15 protein-coding genes are annotated in these 17,979 nt (G+C 72.7%); 3 read left to right on the forward strand and 12 right to left on the reverse strand.

Features of this window, described 5'->3' with window-relative positions; all coding sequences use genetic code 11:
• Positions 1-142 precede the first annotated feature (142 nt).
• Positions 143-1,612 (forward strand): RICIN domain-containing protein, encoded by a 1,470-nt coding sequence (locus tag ACWDXC_RS17230; protein ID WP_449982641.1) that lies wholly within the window; start codon positions 143-145, stop codon positions 1,610-1,612.
• 61 nt (positions 1,613-1,673) lie between these two features.
• Here ACWDXC_RS17230 and ACWDXC_RS17235 read toward each other — a convergent pair whose 3' ends face one another.
• The 3 genes from ACWDXC_RS17235 to ACWDXC_RS17245 form a co-directional block, all read right to left on the reverse strand.
• Entirely contained in the window at positions 1,674-2,177 is a 504-nt protein-coding gene (locus ACWDXC_RS17235) for a hypothetical protein (RefSeq protein ID WP_449982644.1), read from the reverse strand.
• 208 nt (positions 2,178-2,385) lie between these two features.
• The gene (locus tag ACWDXC_RS17240; RefSeq protein WP_449982647.1) at positions 2,386-3,474 is read right to left on the reverse strand and encodes a cellulose binding domain-containing protein; all 1,089 of its coding nucleotides are present in this window, start codon (positions 3,472-3,474) and stop codon (positions 2,386-2,388) included.
• Positions 3,475-4,124: 650 nt separating this feature from the next.
• Positions 4,125-5,021: a helix-turn-helix domain-containing protein gene (locus ACWDXC_RS17245; RefSeq protein ID WP_449982650.1), complete on the reverse strand. Its 897-nt coding sequence runs from the start codon at positions 5,019-5,021 to the stop codon at positions 4,125-4,127.
• Positions 5,022-5,212: 191 nt separating this feature from the next.
• Here ACWDXC_RS17245 and ACWDXC_RS17250 point away from each other — a divergent pair, with 191 nt between their 5' ends.
• The gene (locus ACWDXC_RS17250) at positions 5,213-5,437 is read left to right on the forward strand and encodes an antitoxin (RefSeq protein WP_219507999.1); all 225 of its coding nucleotides are present in this window, start codon (positions 5,213-5,215) and stop codon (positions 5,435-5,437) included.
• On the opposite strand, the gene ACWDXC_RS17255 is transcribed toward ACWDXC_RS17250, so the two are convergent.
• Entirely contained in the window at positions 5,434-6,336 is a 903-nt protein-coding gene (locus tag ACWDXC_RS17255) for an LLM class F420-dependent oxidoreductase (protein ID WP_449982653.1), read from the reverse strand. The genes ACWDXC_RS17250 and ACWDXC_RS17255 overlap by 4 nt on opposite strands.
• Before the next feature lie 216 nt (positions 6,337-6,552).
• On the opposite strand from ACWDXC_RS17255, the gene ACWDXC_RS17260 reads away from it, so the two are divergent.
• Entirely contained in the window at positions 6,553-7,029 is a 477-nt protein-coding gene (locus ACWDXC_RS17260; protein ID WP_449982655.1) for a hypothetical protein, read from the forward strand.
• A 10-nt stretch (positions 7,030-7,039) separates the two neighbouring features.
• On the opposite strand, the gene ACWDXC_RS17265 is transcribed toward ACWDXC_RS17260, so the two are convergent.
• The 8 genes from ACWDXC_RS17265 to ACWDXC_RS17300 all read right to left on the reverse strand — a co-directional run bounded on the left by ACWDXC_RS17265 (position 7,040) and on the right by ACWDXC_RS17300 (position 17,739).
• Complete coding sequence (locus ACWDXC_RS17265) at positions 7,040-7,834, reverse strand: pentapeptide repeat-containing protein (protein ID WP_449982657.1); 795 nt, start codon at positions 7,832-7,834, stop codon at positions 7,040-7,042.
• 17 nt (positions 7,835-7,851) lie between these two features.
• Positions 7,852-8,898, reverse strand: coding sequence for a hypothetical protein (locus ACWDXC_RS17270; protein WP_449982660.1), 1,047 nt, complete (start codon positions 8,896-8,898; stop codon positions 7,852-7,854).
• Between the two features lie 9 nt (positions 8,899-8,907).
• Positions 8,908-9,366 carry a hypothetical protein gene (locus tag ACWDXC_RS17275; RefSeq protein ID WP_449982663.1) on the reverse strand — a complete coding sequence of 153 codons (459 nt, stop codon included), beginning with the start codon at positions 9,364-9,366 and terminating at the stop codon, positions 8,908-8,910.
• Between the two features lie 66 nt (positions 9,367-9,432).
• On the reverse strand, positions 9,433-10,623 hold the full coding sequence (locus ACWDXC_RS17280; protein WP_449983445.1) for a DUF2254 family protein: 1,191 nt from the start codon (positions 10,621-10,623) through the stop codon (positions 9,433-9,435).
• A gap of 287 nt (positions 10,624-10,910) precedes the next feature.
• Positions 10,911-12,371: a serine/threonine-protein kinase gene (locus ACWDXC_RS17285; protein WP_449982665.1), complete on the reverse strand. Its 1,461-nt coding sequence runs from the start codon at positions 12,369-12,371 to the stop codon at positions 10,911-10,913.
• Positions 12,372-12,537: 166 nt separating this feature from the next.
• The gene (gene argG, locus ACWDXC_RS17290; RefSeq protein ID WP_219507992.1) at positions 12,538-13,983 is read right to left on the reverse strand and encodes an argininosuccinate synthase; all 1,446 of its coding nucleotides are present in this window, start codon (positions 13,981-13,983) and stop codon (positions 12,538-12,540) included.
• A gap of 48 nt (positions 13,984-14,031) precedes the next feature.
• Positions 14,032-14,550: a carboxymuconolactone decarboxylase family protein gene (locus ACWDXC_RS17295; protein ID WP_449982668.1), complete on the reverse strand. Its 519-nt coding sequence runs from the start codon at positions 14,548-14,550 to the stop codon at positions 14,032-14,034.
• Positions 14,551-14,640: 90 nt separating this feature from the next.
• The gene (locus tag ACWDXC_RS17300; protein WP_449982671.1) at positions 14,641-17,739 is read right to left on the reverse strand and encodes a BTAD domain-containing putative transcriptional regulator; all 3,099 of its coding nucleotides are present in this window, start codon (positions 17,737-17,739) and stop codon (positions 14,641-14,643) included.
• Positions 17,740-17,979: the final 240 nt, after the last annotated feature.

A 17,979-nucleotide genomic window follows, 5' to 3' on the forward strand; every position in this document is an offset into this window, starting at 1 on the left:
GACCGGTTGACGCTAGGAAAGCGCTTACCTACATTGAGGCTGTCGCGCATACGTATGCCATTCAGATAGGTGAACGAGTACTCGCTGGGGGACAGGAGGGCGGGCCGGACCTGGCCCGCCCGAGGCCGGCAAGGAGCTCAGCATGCGACAGATCAGCAACGGCAGGACGGGCGCCGCCACGGCGGCGGCACTGGCGGCGGCGCTGGCGGTGGCCGGGACTGCGGTGGTGGCCATCGCCGCCACCTCGGCGGCAGCAGCGGCGCCCGCGCCCGGCGCGTACACCGTCGTCAACAACGGCAGCGGCCTGTGCCTGACCGTGCCCGGCGGCAGCTCGTCCGACGGCGTCCAGCTCACGCAGACCGGCTGCGGCGGTGCGGCGCAGACCTGGAACCTCGTCGCCGACGGCGGCGGCTTCCAGCTCAAATCCGCCCACAGCGGCAGGTGCGCCGGCGTCGAGGACGCCAGCACCTCCGCGGGCAAGGCCGTCCAGCAGGAGAGCTGCACGGGCGCGGCCTCCCAGCGGTGGAACGTCACCGAGGCCGGCGCCGCCTACCGGATCGTCAACGCCAACGGCGGCAAGTGCCTCAACATCAGGGACAACTCGACCGCCTCCGGCGCGCTCGTGCAGACCAACTCGTGCGACTCGGTGGCGACCAAGCAGTGGCGGCTCGTCCCCGCAGGCTCCACCCCGACGGACCCGCCCACCGACCCGCCGACGGACCCGCCCACCGACCCGCCCACCGACCCGCCGGGCAACGCGGACGGGCTGGTCGGCTGGGCCACCCAGGGCGGCGGCACCACGGGCGGCGGCGGCGCCTCGCCCGTCACCGTCTCCAGCGCCTCCGCGCTGGCCAGTGCCCTCTCGGGGACGAACGCGGCGGTGGTCCGGGTGTCCGGCACCATCTCCTGCTCCGGCATGATCCGCGTCGGCTCCAACAAGTCGCTGCTGGGCAACTCCGGCGCGACGATCAGCGGCTGCGGCCTCAACGTCTCCGAGGCGTCCAACGTCGTCATCCGCAACCTGAACTTCCGCGGCTGGGGCGATGACGCGATCAACGTCCAGTACTCGACCCGGGTGTGGATCGACCACAACTCCTTCAGCGACGGCTACGACGGCGCCGTGGACGTCAAACGGGCCAGCGACTACGTCACGATCTCCTGGAACCGCGTCTTCGACCACGACAAGTCGATGCTGCTCGGCCACAGCGACGGCAACGGCTCCGAGGACAGCGGGCGCCTGCGGGTGACGTACCACCACAACTGGTTCGACGGCAGCAACCAGCGGCACCCGCGCGTGCGCTTCGGCAACCCGGTGCACGTCTACAACAACCTGTACTCGAACGTCGGCGGCTACGGCGTGGCCTCCACCGAGGGCGCCGGAGTGCTGGTCGAGGGCAACTACTTCGAGAACACCGAGGACCCGTTCCACCTCGGTGAGGGCAGCTCCGACCCGGGCAGCCTGGTCGCCAGGAACAACCACTTCGTCAACTCCGGCACGGGCCAGACCGGCGGCAGCGTCCGTTCCATCCCGTACGCGTACACGCTCGACCCGGCCTCCAGCGTCAAGTCCATCGTGAGCGCGGGCGCCGGGGCGGGCAGGATCTCCGTCTGACCGGATCTTCCGCACCGGACACGTAGCGCGGCGCCCGCCACGGGCGCCGCGCTGCGGCTGTTCACGGGCCGCACGGCGCGGGGGCCAGCCCGATGCCGAACGTCATCACGAGCCGGCCGGGCGGCGCGTGCCCGCCGGGAAGCGCGAACAGCACGAGCACCATCCCCTCCGGCAGCCGCCCGCCGAGCCCGTCGCACAGCTCCCGGAGCTCGCGGATCGCCCCGCCCAGCATCGGACGGCCGCCGTCGGCGTCGAGGACGAGCCAGCCCAGCGGGAGGACAGGCCACGCGGGCCTGGCCCCGGCGCAGGCCGCGCCCTGGGCGGCCTCCAGGGTGTGGCCGCCCAGGCCGGGGAAGTAGCCGAGCCCCGCCGCGTCACTCCGGCACGGCCGGGGCGCCGGCGGCTCGGCGCGCTGCCGCAGCACGCCGAGCGTGGTGAGGACGAGCGAGAATCCGCCGATGATCCCGGCCGCCTCGGCGGCGGCGGTCAGGCCGCGCAGGGTGATCGTGGCGGTCAGGTAGACGAGCGCGCCGGCGGCCAGGAGCGTGGTGACGATCTTCCTCACGCGGGTGCTTCTCCCGTTGTCCGGCATGGGACGGTGCCTCGGCTTCTCTTGGTCGGGCCGCTCGTCAGAGCTCGTTGTTCTCCGTTCTGACGAACGTGTGCCGGAGTCCGCCGAGGCCGTCCAGTCACGATTGGGCAACGTTGAAAATTGAACGACCGGTATTTCCGCTATTTCGTTATTTATTGGCGGCAGAAATTCACCGTCCGCGTCAACCGGCCGCGCACGTCACGGACGGCGGCGTGTTCGCGCCCGTCCACGAGGCGACGAAACCGAACGTCGCCGACCCGCCGCGCGGGATCGCGCCGTTCCAGGACGCGTTCCGCACGGTCACGGCCGCGCCGTCGGCGCTCAGCTCGCCGTTCCAGAGCTGGCTGATGCGCTGCCCGTCGGCGAACGTCCAGCGCACCGTCCACCCGTTCAGCGCCGTGACGCCCGTGTTCGAGACGGTCACCTCGCCCTGGAAGCCGCCCTGCCACTGGCCCGCGTTCCGGAACACGGCCGAGCAGCCCGCGGGCGGGAACGTGGACGTCACCGTCGGGGTCGCGGTCGGGCTCACGGTGGGGCTTGCGGTCGGGCTCGCGGTCGGGGTGCCCGACAGCGCCTCCACCAGCGCCGGATACCACCGGTCGGCGATCTTGCGGTCGCCCGCCGCGTTCGGGTGCACCCCGTCGTAGGTGTCACCGGCGGTCCCGAAGCCCGTCCACTGGTCCACGACCACCACCGGCGACTGCGCCGTACTGGTCGCCGCCGCCCACGCCGGGATCGCGTCGTTGAGCGCCACCGCCCGCGCGCCGCACTCCGCGCAGGTCGCCGGCGCCATCGGGATGATCTGCGCGACGAGGATCCGCATGGCCGGATTGCTCGCCCGCATCTGCCCCACCAGCTTGGTGTAGGCGGCCAGGATCGTCGCCGTGGGCACGTTGCTCCACACGTCGTTGGTGCCGAAGTGCATGAGCACCACGTCCGGGGAGCTCGCGGCCAGCCAGCCCACGAGCTGGTTCTGGTTCGCCACCGTGGTCACCAGCGCGCCGCCGTGCCCCTCGTTGTCGCCGTCGTACGGGACCCCGCACCCCTGGGCGGGCAGCGTGCCGACGAAGTCCACGTTCGTGTGCCCGGCCTCCTGCAACCTGTTCCACAGCAGCGCCCGCCAGCAGCCCGGCGACCCCGTGATCGAGTCGCCCAGCGGCATGACCCGCACGGGCGCCGCGCTCGCCGGCGTGGCCATCGCGAACACCGCCCCCGCGGTCAGCACCAGCATCGCCGCCATGCTCGCCAGCCAAGCCCGGGTCCCCGCCATCCGACCGCTCCCGTCCATCGCCTGCGCAGATCGTAAGAAACCCCCCGTCCGTCCGGAACCCGCCCCATCCCGGCCCCACCCCCGACCTGCACCGCCGCCCCCGAACACCCTGTAACTTTCACCAGCCGCCGAAGCCCGCCCCCCCGAAGCCCGCCCCCCCGAAGCCCGCCCCCCCGAAGCCCGCCCCCCCGAAGCCCGCCCCCCCGAAGCCCGCCCCCCGAAGCCCGCCCCCCGAAGCCCGCCACTCCGAAGCTCGCCCTCTCCGGGAGGGGTCACCCTGGGCGAGGGACCGTCCGCCGGGGAAGTCGGTGACCCCTCCGGAAGGGGCAGCCCTGTGGGGCCCTGGCGTCTCCGGTGGGGGCAGCTCCCTCCGGAGGGGGCAGCCCTACGGGGTCAGCCCCCCAATGAGACAGCCCCGTCTGGGCCGGCCGCAGGGAGGGGCCTCCCGTTGCGGGTGGTTCCGTGGTGGGAAGCCCGGTCGCGGACGCTGCAGGGCCAGCCCCTGAGGGCATCAGCCCCCCTGAGAGCGGCAGACCGCTGAGGGCGGGCCTGTCGGCGTGGGTGGTTCCTCTGGAGGGCCCAGTGCCAGGTGGTGGGGGTGTTGAACGCCTCGCCGGGGACCGGAAGCCGTACGGGGAAAGGGCGGAAACTCAGGTCGTGAGCGGCGCCCCGTGGCGGAAGTCGCGGGGGGAGGCGCCGTACGCGCGCCGGAAGGCCCGGCTGAAGTCGGCGGCGTGCGAGAACCCCCACCGGGCGGCGATGCCGTGGATGGGGACGTGGCGCAGCGCCGGGTCGGCCAGGTCGCGGCGGGCGCGTTCGAGGCGCTGGGACCTGATCCAGGCGGCGACCGTGGTGCCCTGCTCCTGGAAGAGGCGGTGGAGGTAGCTGACGGAGATGTGGTGGGCGGCGGCCAGCGCGCCGGGGGAGAGGTCGGGCTCGCCGAGGCGCCGCAGGACGGACGCCTGGATGCGCAGGGTGAGCGCCTGGCGGCGTGCGTGCGGGGCGGGCCCGCCGTCGCCTTCGAGCGTGGAGGCGAGCAGCGCCGACACGAGGTCGAGCAGCGCCATCCCGATGCGCGGCCGGTCGGCGGGCGTGCAGGAGGCGGCGGTGTCGGCGACGTTCGTGACGAAGCCGGCCAGGAGGGCGCCGAGCCCGTCACGGGCCGGGATGCGGCGGCCGAGCACGCGGTCGACGTGCTCGTCCGGCAGCGGGATGAGCGCTTTGGGGATGGTGACGGCGGCGGTCTGGAAGGTGCCGGTCCCGGGAGCGGCCTCGAAGCGGGCCGTGGTGATGCGGGTGACGTCGTGCACGAGCAGGTCGCCGGCGCCGGTGGTGAGCCGCCGGTCGTCCCAGGCGGCGTGCATCGTGCCGCGTAACGGGAGCAGGAGCTGGTAGGCGCCGTGGGCGGAGGAGTCGGCGACCCGCGTCAGCCGCAGGGGCGTGAACGCCTTCTTCTCCACCCGCAGCGCGCCCAGCTCGACCTCGCTGCCCACGGCCTCGAAGCCGGGGTCGCCGTCGGGCCTCCTGGTCAGCATTCCGTCGAGCACGTCGCCCCCCGATCAGGTCGCCTGCCGCTGTACTCCGTACGGTAGCCAATCGATCTTGACGTCGCGCTCGCCGCCGCCCACGCCGGGTGGGGGAGCGGGGTCGCGTTCGCCGCCACCCCTCCGGGCAGGGGGGCGCGTTCGCCGCCGCTCGCGCCGGGTAGGGGAGCGGCGAGACGAAGGGGGAGGCTTTCATGAGCGGCATCGGAGACTGGGTCAGGAAGGCCGAGAACCTGGCCAGGAAGCACTCCAAGCACGTCGACAAGGCGGTCGACAAGGCCGAGGAGATGGCCAAGAAGCGCACCGGGCACAAGTACGACGAGCAGATCGGCAGGGGCGTGGACGAGGTCCAGCGCCGCTACGGCGGGGGCGGGACGGCCGAGCCGCAGCGGCCGGCCAGGCCGGAGGATCGGCCCTAGACCTGCCCGGGGGCGTTCGAGGGGCGGCCCGGTGTGGTGACAGTCGCCGGCCCGATGCCGGCGACCTGCCGCGCCACCTCGCCCAGCAGCGCCAGCCCGGCCTCGTCGGCGGCGTCCGGCAGGGCGGCGATCACGTGCTCGATGCCCTGCTCGGCCAGCTCGCCGCACCGCTGCACGGTCTCGTCCACGCTCGCGTCGCCGGGCACGCGCAGGTGGAGGGTCTTCTCGATCTCCTCGTACGGCCTGCCCGCGCGTTCGCAGTGGGCGCGCAGCACGGCCAGCTTGTGCGGCACGTCCGCGCCGTACAGGAAGTTGCAGGCGTCGGCGTACTCGGCGACGAGCCGCAGAGTCTTGCGCTCGCCGCTGCCCCCGATGAGGATGCGCGGCCGCGCCGCCGGGGCGTTGACCGGCCGCTCCAGCCGGTAGTGGCGCCCCTCGAACGGCTCCTGGTCACCGGCGAACATCCGGAGCGCGATCCGCAGCGTCTCCTCCAGCCGCTCGAACCGCTCGGCCACCGGCGGGAACGGCAGCCCGAGCCCGCGCGCCTCCTCCTCGAACCAGCCCGCGCCGATGCCGAGCACCGCCCGCCCGCCGGACAGCGCGTCCAGCGTGCTGACCTGCTTCACCAGGAATCCCGGCGCCCGGTACGGCGCCCCGGTGACGAGCGCGCCCAGCGTGACGTGGCGGGTCAGCGCGGCGGCGTAGGAGAGCGCGCCGTACGCCTCCAGCATCGGCTCGCCGACGCCGCCGAAGTTGGGGATCTGGAACAGGTGGTCCATCACCCACAGGCTGTGCAGCCCCGCCTCGTCCGCGCCGCGCGCCACGTCGGCGAACCGGCCGGCGATCGCGGCGTCACCGCCAGGCCAGGTGAAACGAGGGCAGGTCAGACCGAGTCTCATCGCGGGGTTCCTCCGATTCCGGGCATGAAAAAACCCTCTCGCCTGGGTCCTGGACCCGAGGCCGAGAGGGCGTCGTCCTCTTATTCTCTCATGCCCCGCGTCGCACCTGGCCGGAGCCCGAATCCACGGTCGCGGGATACACATCGCACATGGTTCAATGTGTCGCACCAATGGACATATGCCGCATAGCGGTCGTCCCATCACTTGAGGAACGCCTTGCACAAGATCGTCCCTGCCCTGGTCAGCCTCGTGCTGATCTCCGGGGCCGGCGCCTGCGGCGCCGCCGGACCGGCCCCGGCCGCCGCGCCCGAGAACACTCCCCCCGCGGTCAGCGCCACGCCGGTCGTGATCGACGAGATGCCCGACGAGGAGCCCATCGCCACGGCGACCCCGGCCCGCGTCGGCAGCCCCGTCACGGTGAAGGGCAAGGGCAACAAGAACACCAAGAAGTTCGAGCTGTACGGCGACTACGAGGTCAAGGTCACCTACTCCGGCAACTCCTCGCAGTACGGCCCGACGAACTTCATCATGTCCGTCGAGGCCGTCGGCGGCGCGCAGCCGGTGGACGGCTCGATCGCCAACGTCATCAAGAGCAAGGGCCGGATCGACACGAACATCTACGGCTTCGCCGGGGAGTACTACCTGGACGTCGACGCCGAGGGCGTGTGGCAGGCCGAGTTCACTCCGCAGTAGCGGCTCCCGCCTAGCCCGCGCCGCACCGCCTCCCGGTGCCCTCCCGGGGCCAGGAGGCGGCCCGTTTCAGCTGGGACTCGTCGGCGACCACGTCCGTGACGTCCGCGTTCGTGGCGTCCGCGCCGCGTAGGTCCACCCGGCGCAGCTCGGCGCCGTACAGGCAGGCCTCGCGCAGGTCGGCGCCACGCAGGTCGGCGTCGTTCAGGCGCGCCCGGTCGAGGTTCGCCCCCCGGAAGGACGCCCCCGGGGCGCGCACCCCGCTGAGGTCCACGCCGTGCAGGTCCAGGCCGTCCAGGACGGCGCCGGCGAGCTGGGCGCCGCGCAGGTTGACGCCTTCGAGATCGCCCGCGGTCAGCGTGCGGCCCCGCAGGTCCGGCGGGGACGACCCGGCCGTGGAGTCGGCGGTCACGCCGGGCCCCGACGAAGCAGGCGAGAAGAACGGGACGCCGCGCTGGTAGCCGAGCCAGGCGAGCGCGATGAGGACCACCGCCAGCCCGGTCACCGCCAGGCGATGGCCGGGTTGCAGCACCTCGTCGCCCACGTACAGCACGAGGACCGCCACGACCACCACCCCGCTGAGGAAGGTCCCGAGGGACCCCCACAGCATCCCGACGGCGACCATGATCCCCAGCGTGACGAGCGGCCACACCCACAGCCACCGGTCGCGCGCGCGTAACTCCCGCCCGGCCGGCACGGGGGCGACCGGAACGGGGCCCGCCGGCGCCGCGTAGTCGGCGACGGTCACCGGCGCGGCCACGGGAAGCTGGCCGTCGCCGGGCGGGTGGGGCGTCGTCGGGTCGCTCATCGGGGCACCTTGGTCGTTCACTCTTCGTCCGCGGGGGAGGGCGCCGCCGCCTGCGGCGGGAGCTGCTCCTGCGGCTGCTGCGCGGGCGGCACGTACGCCAGGAACGGCGGCCGCCCATCGGCGGGCGGGGCCGCCTGGAGCACCTGCATGAGGATCTCGTTGCGGGCGCTCTCCTGCGCGATGTCCTCGGGATGGGCCAGGCGCAGCCGGTCGTAGAAGGCGAACCGGTTCATGTCGATGAGCGTGGCGATGGCCGTGCCGTACTCGGCCGCCAGCGCCACCGCGCCACGATAGGACGCGTACGCGATGCCGTACGGGACCAGCGCCAGCAGGAGCCAGGCGCCCTCCCGCCACATGAACGGGACCGTGACGACGGCGGCGAGCAGCCCGAGGACGGCCGTCCGCACGGCCAGCTCCATCTGGGTCCGCTGGTTGTTGAGGTAGGTGAGCTCCTCGGGCTGCGCGGTCATGGCCATGCGGGGAAGGGCCACCAGCGGGTCGATGCCGTACATCGAGCCCGCCCGCCGTTCGTGGCGGCGCAGCATGTTGCCGAGCCGGGTCGGCAGGATCTCCTCCGGCCGGTCCGGGTAGCCGGCCCTCAGGCGGCGCATCTCCGCGTTGAGCGCGTCGGCGCGCAGGGCCTCGACGGTCGTGTCAGGCGCGGACGGCTTGAGCTCGTCGTCCAGCCGGGCCAGGTACCAGGCGCTGGCGCCCATCCGGTCCTGGATCGTCAGGCAGCGGCGGCGGTGGTGCAGGGTGCGGGACAGGGCCAGCGGTCGCAGGAGCGGGCCGTTCCAGTAGCCCTCCATGAACTGGACGAGCATGAACTGCAGCGGGTTGGCCGCCAGCGCGCCCGCCACCGTGAAGATCGTCAGCAGGGCGGCGTCCGTCAGCTTGAGGCCGTCGAACACCTTCGACCAGTCGAGGCGGCCGTCCCAGGCGCCGCTTCGCATCAGCAGGTAGAGGTAGGTGGCGAACAGCGCGGACGGGATCACGCTGACCACCGTGAAGTAGCGGCCGATCCGCGTGATGCCACCGGACGCGCCCGTGATCAGGTTCGCCATCACCGACCCTCAGGAGGTTCTGAATTTCCCGTCGCAGTACACACATGTCATGACATCGCCGGTGGGCACGTTGAGCAAGCCGCATCCCGGCCAGGGGCACCTTAGCAGGGAGAAGTCGTGCCGGTTCGGGCAGTGCCACAGCCCGTCGTCCCCCAGCCTGCTGCCACCGGAGCAGCGCGGGCACGCGTGCCCCAGGATCCGGCCGTCCACGTCGCAGCGCCAGCCGTCGGGCCCGCCGTTGACCATGTAGTGGGTGTTGCGGGAGCTGAGCCGGCAGCGCGCCACCAGGAAGCGCCTGCCGCACGAGACGCAGGTGTGCCTCGGCGGCCGGGCCTGCTGCGGCGCGCCGCAGCGCCGGTGCGGGCAGCGCACGCCGCCGCCGGCCGATCCGCCCTGGCCCGGGGGCGTGATGGGCGGATGCGATTGGGTCAGCGACAGCATCACCCACAGGCGTACCGGCAGCCGCATAGGCCGATGATGAGGGATGGACCGGCTCCCGCCAAGACCGGCGCCCGGATCTTCCCTGCCGTCCTGTCAGCGGGCCCGGCTCCTGGTCCGGACCGCGGCGTCGAGGTCGGCGGCCAGGCGGGGCCGGCCCGTGGCGCGCAGGGCGGCCGAGAGCGTGGCCGCGGCGCGTTCGAGGTGCCGGGGGAGCGTGACGTGGTTCTCCAGCACCGGCAGGATGCGGCTGACCCGGTCCGCCAGCCGGTCGGCGTGGCGCGGCTCGACGTGCGGCAGGACGTCGGCGACGGCCAGCATGACCTCACCGGCGGGCTGGGAGTGGATGCTGTCGGCGGAGACGAACGCGATCTCCGTCAGGTGGTCGATCACCTCGGGCACGATGACGTCCGGGTACACCACGGGCAGCCGGTTCACGGCCGGCTCGTCCTGCGGCGACGGCGCCGTCACCCAGCGCTCGAACAGGTCGACGAGCATGCGCAGCGCGAGCAGCCCGAGGATCGGGTTGTGCTGGGCGCTGGAGTAGGCGTTCCAGGCCACGCCGGCGATCTGCTCCATCGCGTACGTGGGATCGGTCCGTACGTCGCGATGCTGGTCGAGGACGACGGCCCGGCTGACGGCGGCGGCCGTCCGCTCACGGGCGGCGGCCTCGCGCCCGCGCACGTGGCCGAGCACGTCGCCCGCCGACACGTAGGTGCCGACCGGGCCCTGCAGCACGATCTCCACCTCGCCGCCGAGCTCGCGCAGCACCGGCTCCAGCTCGGTCATCCTGATGTCGGCGACGAAGCCGAACGCGTCGGCGCGCACCTCGGTGGCGGGCTCGGCGGGTAGTGTCGGCGCGGCCCGGGTCCTGGCGACGAGGGCGCGGCGCTGGTAGCGGGCGTGCAGGGCGGCGTCGCGGATGTAGGGCAGCACGCTGGTGGGCCGCATCTGGTCGATGGTGCCGTAGATCAGCGTCACCAGCATGACGAGCGCGACCATGGTGAACACCAGCAGGAACACCGCCCCGAACGCCAGCGGGTTGTCCGGCCGGGCCGCGGCCAGCAGCAGGAACGCGTACAGCGACAGCCCGAGGAAGAAGCCGAACGGGACCTGGTTGCCGCGCCGCCGCAGGAACTGGTCGAAGACGATCGGCGTGTAGACGGAGGCGTTCTGCTGGACGGCCACCAGCAGCACCGAGAACGTCAGCGAGGCGATGCTGAGCACCGCCGGGGCCACCTGGGTGAGCAGCTCGACCGCCGCGTCCGTGGGAATGGCGGACTCCAGGCGGCGCCGGACGGCGCCGGACGGCGGCGAGCGTCGGCAACGTGGAGAGGTCGAGCCATATCGTCACGGCGGCGAACAGCGCGAACGCGGCGAGCATCGCCAGCGGCACCCTGAGGAACTCGGCGAAGGCCCGGCCGAGCCGCCGCCGCCGGCTGGGCCCGCCGCGCACCTCCACCTGGAGCGGATGGTGGCGCGGGTGCCGAGGGTCGTACGCCGGCGGCTCCGTCACCCTCCCACATCCATGATCGCCCCATACCCGCCCAGGTCAGAGCGCTAACAGCGGCGGTTCAGCGCCGCTTCTCGACGGCCGCCACGACGTAGGCGGCGGCCCGGTCGAGGTCGGCGAACCCGGGCCGGGCGCCGGTGAGCTTGATGCCGACGGCGACGTTCGTCATGCGGAAGGAGACCTCCGAGGTGTACTGCTTGCGCATGAAGGAGAACGGGCTGCGCTGGGTGAAGCTGAACGCCTCGTCGCCGATGTCCGGGCCGGCGCGGACCTTGGTGCCGGGGGTGCGCCTCGGCTCCTGCTTCATGTTCTTGACCTGCAGGTCGTGGAAGTTCTCCGCGCCCCAGACGCTCGGCGTCAGGTACGCCATCACGACCATGGTGGCGTTGTCCGGGCCGGTCCAGCGGCAGTGATACTCGCTGAAGAACTGCTCCTTGGCCGGTCCGCCGAACACCTTGCGCGCCTGGGCGGCGGTCAGCAGGTCGCACGCCTCGAAGGCGTTCGTGAACAGCTTCGCCGTGCCGGAGGCGGACGGCAGCGCCGTCACGGGCGAGAACGGCCGGATCACGGGAGCGGTGTACGGGAACACCTTCGGCAGCACGACGGCCACCGCCGCGGCCGTCAGCCCGACGGCCAGCAGCGCGCCCAGCACGATCGGCGCACGACGGCGGCGCAGCCGGCCGGGCGCGGTGCGGTCGTCGTCCAGGGCGCCGGCCTCGCGGGCGACCCCTTCCATCGCGGCCGCCGCCTGGGCGGGGGAACAGCGGCGGGCCGGGTCCTTGTCCAGGAGGGCGCCGAGCACGGGCGCCATCGGGCCGGCCCGCCGGGCCGGGGCGGGCTCCTGCGTCAGCGCCGCCGCGATCGCGGCCGCCGGGCTGGCCCGGGCGAACGGGGCGACGCCTTCCACGGCGGTGAACAGCGTCGCGCCCAGCGACCACAGGTCGGAGTGCGGGCCGCCGGGCTCGCCGCGCAGCCGCTCGGGCGCGATGTAGCCGGGCGAGCCGGACAGCATGCCGCCCTGGGTGATCGCCTCGTTCCCGGCGACGGTGGCGATGCCGAAGTCGGTCAGCAGCACCCGGCCGTCGTCGGTGAGCAGCACGTTGGCGGGCTTGACGTCGCGGTGCAGCACGCCCGAGGCGTGCGCGGCGCCGAGCGCGTCGAGCATCCGCAGCCCGATCGCGGCGACCCGGCCGGGCGGCAGCGGCCCGCGCTCGCGGACCACCTGTTCCAGGGAGCGGCCCCGGACGAACTCCATGACGATCCACGGCAGCCCGCCGTCGAGGACGACGTCGTGGACGGTGACGATCGACGGGTGGGAGCGCAGCCGGGCGGCGGCCCGCGCCTCGCGCAGCGTGCGCTCGGTCAGCTCGGCCCGCTCGCTCTCGCCGAGGCCGGGCGGCAGCCGGATCTCCTTGACGGCGACCTCCTGCTGGAGGAGCTCGTCCTCGGCCCGCCAGACGGTGCCCATGCCGCCCTGCCCGATCGGGGCCAGCAGCCGATAGCGGCCGGCGAGCGGCGTCACCACGGCCGACGCGGCCGGCCCCGGACTCCTGCGCTCGCGCTCGCCCCTGCCATCCGTGCCTCCAGCCGATCTCTGGCTCCTGCGGACAGGCACGATATTAGGGGCGAGCGGGACAGATGCGCGGGCTTTCGATCAATCGGACCCGACACCCGGTCAGACGGGGTTGTCAGTCGGTGCCGAACTCCATCGCGGCGTTGTCGAGCAGCTCGTCGTCGGGCACCTCGCCCCGGGAGGCGATCACTTCGGCGCCGCCCTCGGGCATCTCGCCGATCAGCTCGGTCGGGGCCGGCTGCGCGGCGCCGATCAGCGCCTGCTGCGGGCTGCCGACCATGCCGAGCCCGGCGTACTGCTCCAGCTTGGCGCGGGAGTCGGCGATGTCGAGGTTGCGCATGGTGAGCTGGCCGATGCGGTCGGACGGGCCGAACGCGGAGTCCTCGGTGCGCTCCATCGACAGCTTGTCGGGGTGGTAGCTGAACGCCGGGCCGGACGTGTCGAGGATCGAGTAGTCCTCGCCGCGCCGCAGCCTCAGCGTCACCTCGCCGGTGACGGCCGTGCCGACCCACCGCTGCAGCGACTCGCGCAGCATCAGCGCCTGCGGGTCGAGCCAGCGGCCCTCGTACAGGAGCCTGCCCAGGCGGCGGCCCTCGTTGTGGTAGCTGGCGAGGGTGTCCTCGTTGTGGATGGCGTTGACCAGGCGCTCGTAGCAGATGTGCAGCAGCGCCATGCCCGGCGCCTCGTAGACGCCGCGGCTCTTGGCCTCGATGATCCGGTTCTCGATCTGGTCGGACATGCCGATGCCGTGGCGGCCGCCGATGGCGTTGGCCTCCAGCACCAGGTCGACGGCGGTGGGGAACTCCTTGCCGTTGATCGTCACCGGGCGGCCGCGGTCGAAGCCGATCGTGACGTCCTCGGTGGCGATCTCGACGTCCGGGTCCCAGAAGCGCACGCCCATGATCGGGTCGACCAGCTCGATGCCGGCGTCGAGGTGCTCCAGCGCCTTGGCCTCGTGGGTGGCGCCCCAGATGTTGGCGTCGGTGGAGTAGGCCTTCTCGGAGCTGTCACGGTAGGGCAGGCCGTGCGCGAGCAGCCACTCCGACATCTCCTTGCGGCCGCCGAGCTCGCTGACGAAGTCGGCGTCGAGCCACGGCTTGTAGATGCGCAGGGCCGGGTTGGCGAGCAGGCCGTAGCGGTAGAACCGCTCGATGTCGTTGCCCTTGAAGGTGGAGCCGTCTCCCCAGATCTGCACGCCGTCCTCCAGCATGGCGCGCACCAGCAGGGTGCCGGTGACGGCCCGCCCGAGCGGGGTGGTGTTGAAGTAGGCGCGCCCGCCGGAGCGGATGTGGAACGCGCCGCAGGTCAGCGCGGCGAGCCCCTCTTCCACGAGGGCGGCGCGGCCGTCGACGAGCCGGGTGACCTCCGCGCCGTAGGCCGTCGCGCGGCCGGGCACCGAGGCGATGTCGGGCTCGTCGTACTGGCCGATGTCGGCGGTGTAGGTGCAGGGGACGGCGCCCTTCTCGCGCATCCACGCGACCGCTACGGACGTGTCGAGGCCGCCGGAGAAGGCGATCCCGACACGTTCACCGACAGGCAGGGAGGTGAGTACCTTGGACACGAGGTGAAGTATATACATACTTCTGCATGACCATGCAATGCGCCTCCCCTATGTGGCCGGCTCCAGCCCCGTGAGCAGGTTGAACGTGCCCGTGAGCTGGTTGAGCGCGACCAGGGCCGGCAGCTCGGCGATGATCCGGTCGCTCCAGCCGTGCGCCCGCAGCCCGGCCACGTCGGCGTCGGTGATCGACGAGGGCTCGGCCAGCAGGCGGACCGCGAGCTCGATCAGCGCCGTCTCGCGGGCGTCGGTGGAGGCGCCCTGGCGGGCCAGCGCGATGTCGCTCTCGCTCAGCCCGGCCGCCCGCGCCGCCTCCGCGTGCGCCTGGAGGCAGTACGCGCAGCCGATCCACTCCTGGACGGCCAGTGAGACCTTCTCGCTGAGCGCGCGGGGCAGCTTGACGCGCTTCATGGCCCGCGAGAAGTCCAGGTAGCCCTGGAGCGTGGCGGGGGAGTGGGCCATGGTGGCGACCATGTCGCCCACGCCGCCTCTCCTGCTGACGATGTCCTCGAGCAGTTCCCGGGACTTGCCGGGGGCCTCGGCGGGCTCCAGGGGGGTCAGGCGTCGCATGCGTCCTCCTCGATCTCGATACCGTACCCCCCTAAGGTATATGACGGGCCGGAAAATTCCCGCCGGGCGGGCCCGGCGGGAAAGGGCCGGTCAGGGCAGCGGCTCGCTCATCGGGTCGGTGTAGGGCGAGCGGGGCTCGAAGGCGGCCGACGCCAGCGGGTCGCGCAGCGACTCGCCCGCCCGGTCGCCGACCTGATCCATCAGCTCGCGCACCCGCGCCTGCGCGGTCGCCGCCGCGTCCGCGTCGACGACCTTGCTCAGCATGAGCAGCGTGCGCGCCTCCAGCAGCGGCGTGCGCATCTGGCGGAACAGCGCCGCCGCCCGTTGCAGGCAGCCGGCCGCGTCGGCCTGGTCGCCCGCCGCCAGCGCCAGCTCGCCGAGGCCGCCCAGCGCGTGCGCCTCCGCGAGGCGGTGGCGGGAGCTGCTGGCCACCGTGAGCGCCTTGCGCAGCAGCGGCTCGGCCTCCTGCAGCTTGCCCTGCCGCAGCCGGGCCACGCCCAGCCCGTGCAGGGCGAACGCCTCCCCGATGGTGTCGCCGATCTCCTGCACGACCGCCAGCGACTCCTCGAACGCCCCCGCCGCGATGGCCACCTCGCGCGCCCGCAGGTGCACGTGGCCCATCCGGTGCAGCACCTGGGCGGTCACCCGCCGGTTGCCGCCGCCCTTGCTGCGCACCAGGGCCTCGGCCAGCAGCATCTTGGCCCCGTCGATGTCGTCGCAGTCGGCCTTGATCTGCGCCAGGTTGTGCAGCGTGTGCGCGGCGCCGATCTGGTCGCCGATGGCCGAGAACATCCGCAGGGCGTGCTGGAGGTGGCCCATCGCCGCCTCCATGCGGCCGTTCATCCGCTCCAGCACGGCGATGTTGCGGGTCGTCTTGGCGATCTGCAGCTCCGCCCCGACCTCCTCGAACAGCGTCAGCGCCGCCTCGAAGTCGCGCGCGGCGTCGTCGAAGCGCTGTTCGGTCAGCGACAGCGAGCCCCTGGCGTACAGCATCTCGGCCTGGCCGCGCCGGTCGCCTCCCGCACGGGCCGCCTCCAGGGCGATCTCGTGCGTCTCGCGCCAGTCGTCCAGGTAGACGCGCAGCTCGAAGAAGGTCTCGGCGTTCATCGCCAGCCGCCAGCACAGCTCCACCAGCCCGGCCTGGGCCGCCTGCCTGATGCCGGCGAGCAGCACGTGACGTTCGCGCTCGAACCAGGCGATCGGCTTGGCGACCAGCCGCTCGATCAGCTCCTCCGGCAGCGGCGAGGGGATCTCGTGCGCCGGGTGCGGGCCGGGCGAGGGGCCGTACTCGCGGCGGCGGGCCGCCTGCGTCAGGTGGAGCAGCGCGCTGAGCACCCGGGCCAGTGCCTCCGAGCGCATGTCCGGCGTCTCCTCGGCGGCCAGCCGCTCGCGCGCGTAGACGCGGATGAGGTCGTGGAAGCGGTACTGCACGCCGACGTGCCGCCCGGTGCCCAGCACCTCGACGAGCTGGGCGTCGGCCAGGTCGTCGAGCAGGTCCTGCACGTCGGCGAGCGGCTGGTCGAGCAGCGCGGCCCCGGTCCAGGCGGAGAAGACGTGCGCGTCGAGGATCGCCAGCCGCCGGAACAGGCGGCGCGCCTGCTCGCTGATGCCCTCGTAGGTCAGCGACAGGCTGGCCCGGATGCCCATGTCGCCGTGCATGAGCTCGTCCAGCCTGCGGGCCTCGTCCCGCAGCCGCTCCACCAGCTGCTCGACACCCCAGTACGGGCGCGCGGCCATGCGGGCGCCGGCGATGCGCAGCGCGAGCGGCAGGTAGCCGCACAGCTCGGCCAGCGCGGCGGCGGCCTCGGGCTCGGCCCACACCCGGTCGGCCCCGGCGATCCTGGACAGCATGTCGACCGACTGGGCGGCGTCGAACAGGCTGACGTCCACCTGGGTCGCCCCGGCCAGCGCGCCGAGCCGGCTGCGGCTGGTGACGATGACGGCCGAGGCGGGATTGCCCGGCAGCAGCGGCAGCACCTGGCTCTCGGAGGCGGCGTCGTCGAGCACGATGAGCATGCGCCGGTCGGCCAGGAGCATGCGGTACATCTCGGCCCGCTCCTCCAGCGTCTCCGGCAGCGCGGTGCCCGACACGCCGAGCGCGCGCAGGAAGCGTTCGAGCACCTGCATCGGGCTGGCCGGGCGGGAGACGCCGCCGTGCAGGTCGGCGTAGAGCTGGCCGTCGGGGAAGTGCTCGGCCACGCTGTGCGCGGTGTGCACCGCGACCGTGGTCTTGCCGATCCCGGCCCGGCCGGCGATGGCGACGATGGGCACGGCGAAGCGGGCCGCGCCGTCGGGCGGCTCCGTCAGCCTCTTCTTGATCTCGTCGAGCTGGCTCTGGCGCCCGATGAAGTCCGCGATGCCGGCGGGCAGCATGCCCGGCACGGAGGAGGGGCCGGGACGCGGCTCGACGGTGACGAGCGTGGGCGGCGCGGGCGCTTCGAGGCTCTCGTCGGCCGTGAGGATGGCCGATTCGAGCTGTTGTAATCGCTCGTTGGGCTCGATCCCCAGCTCCTCGATCATCATGCGGCGGGCGTCGCGGTAGACCTGGAGCGACTCGGCCTGCCGGCCCGACCGGTAGAGGGCGGTCATGAGCTGGGCGATGAAGCGCTCGCGCAACGGGTGGATGCTGACCAGGCCGGTGAGCTCGCCGACCAGCTCGTGGTGGCGGCCGAGCTCCAGCTCCAGCTGGATGCAGTCCTCGTTGGCGGTGATGCGCTGCTCAGTGAGCTGACCGGCGATGGCCTGCAAAAGCCGGCTCTCGATGCCGTCGAGCGCGGGGCCGCGCCACAGCCCGAGCGCCTCGCGGTAGTGGCGGATGGCCTCTTCGGGGTTGCGGTCGTCGCGGAGCTTGCGCGCCCTGGCCACCAGGGTCTCGAAGACGCGGGCGTCGATCTCGCCGGGCTCGGCCAGGAGCGCGTATCCCTGCGGCTTGGTCACGATCATGTCGGGCCGGCCGTGCGCGGCGAACACGCGGCGCAGGGCCGAGATGCAGATCTGCACCTGGGCGCGGGAGGTCGCGGGCGGTTCGTCGTCGTAGATGGCTTCCATCAGCCGGGTCATGGCGACAGGCCGATCTGCGTTCAGAAGCAGCGCGGCCAGGATGATTTGCTGGCGCGTGCCACCCAGTTCGAGATTTCTCCCGTCGGCGGTGGCTTCGAGTGCCCCCAGTAGTCGAAACTCCACGCACATCTCCTTGATGAAGCCGCCGCCCTCTTCGGCAACCGTCCAGGCCCCCCGGCCGGACAAGATGCGGGGCGGAATTTGGCTGACACCATATTTGAGATTATGGCCCCAAGGTTGCCTGGTGGGGTGCTGGCTATATTACAAGATCGGCAGGCATTTATCGCGATGGTCGCGTCTGTGAAGTTCGGCCGATTTGTGCGTTACACTACAGTGTTGGGCCACTTGTGGCCACAGGGTAATCCCCAT

This window comes from Nonomuraea sp. NPDC003214, from assembly GCF_053590035.1.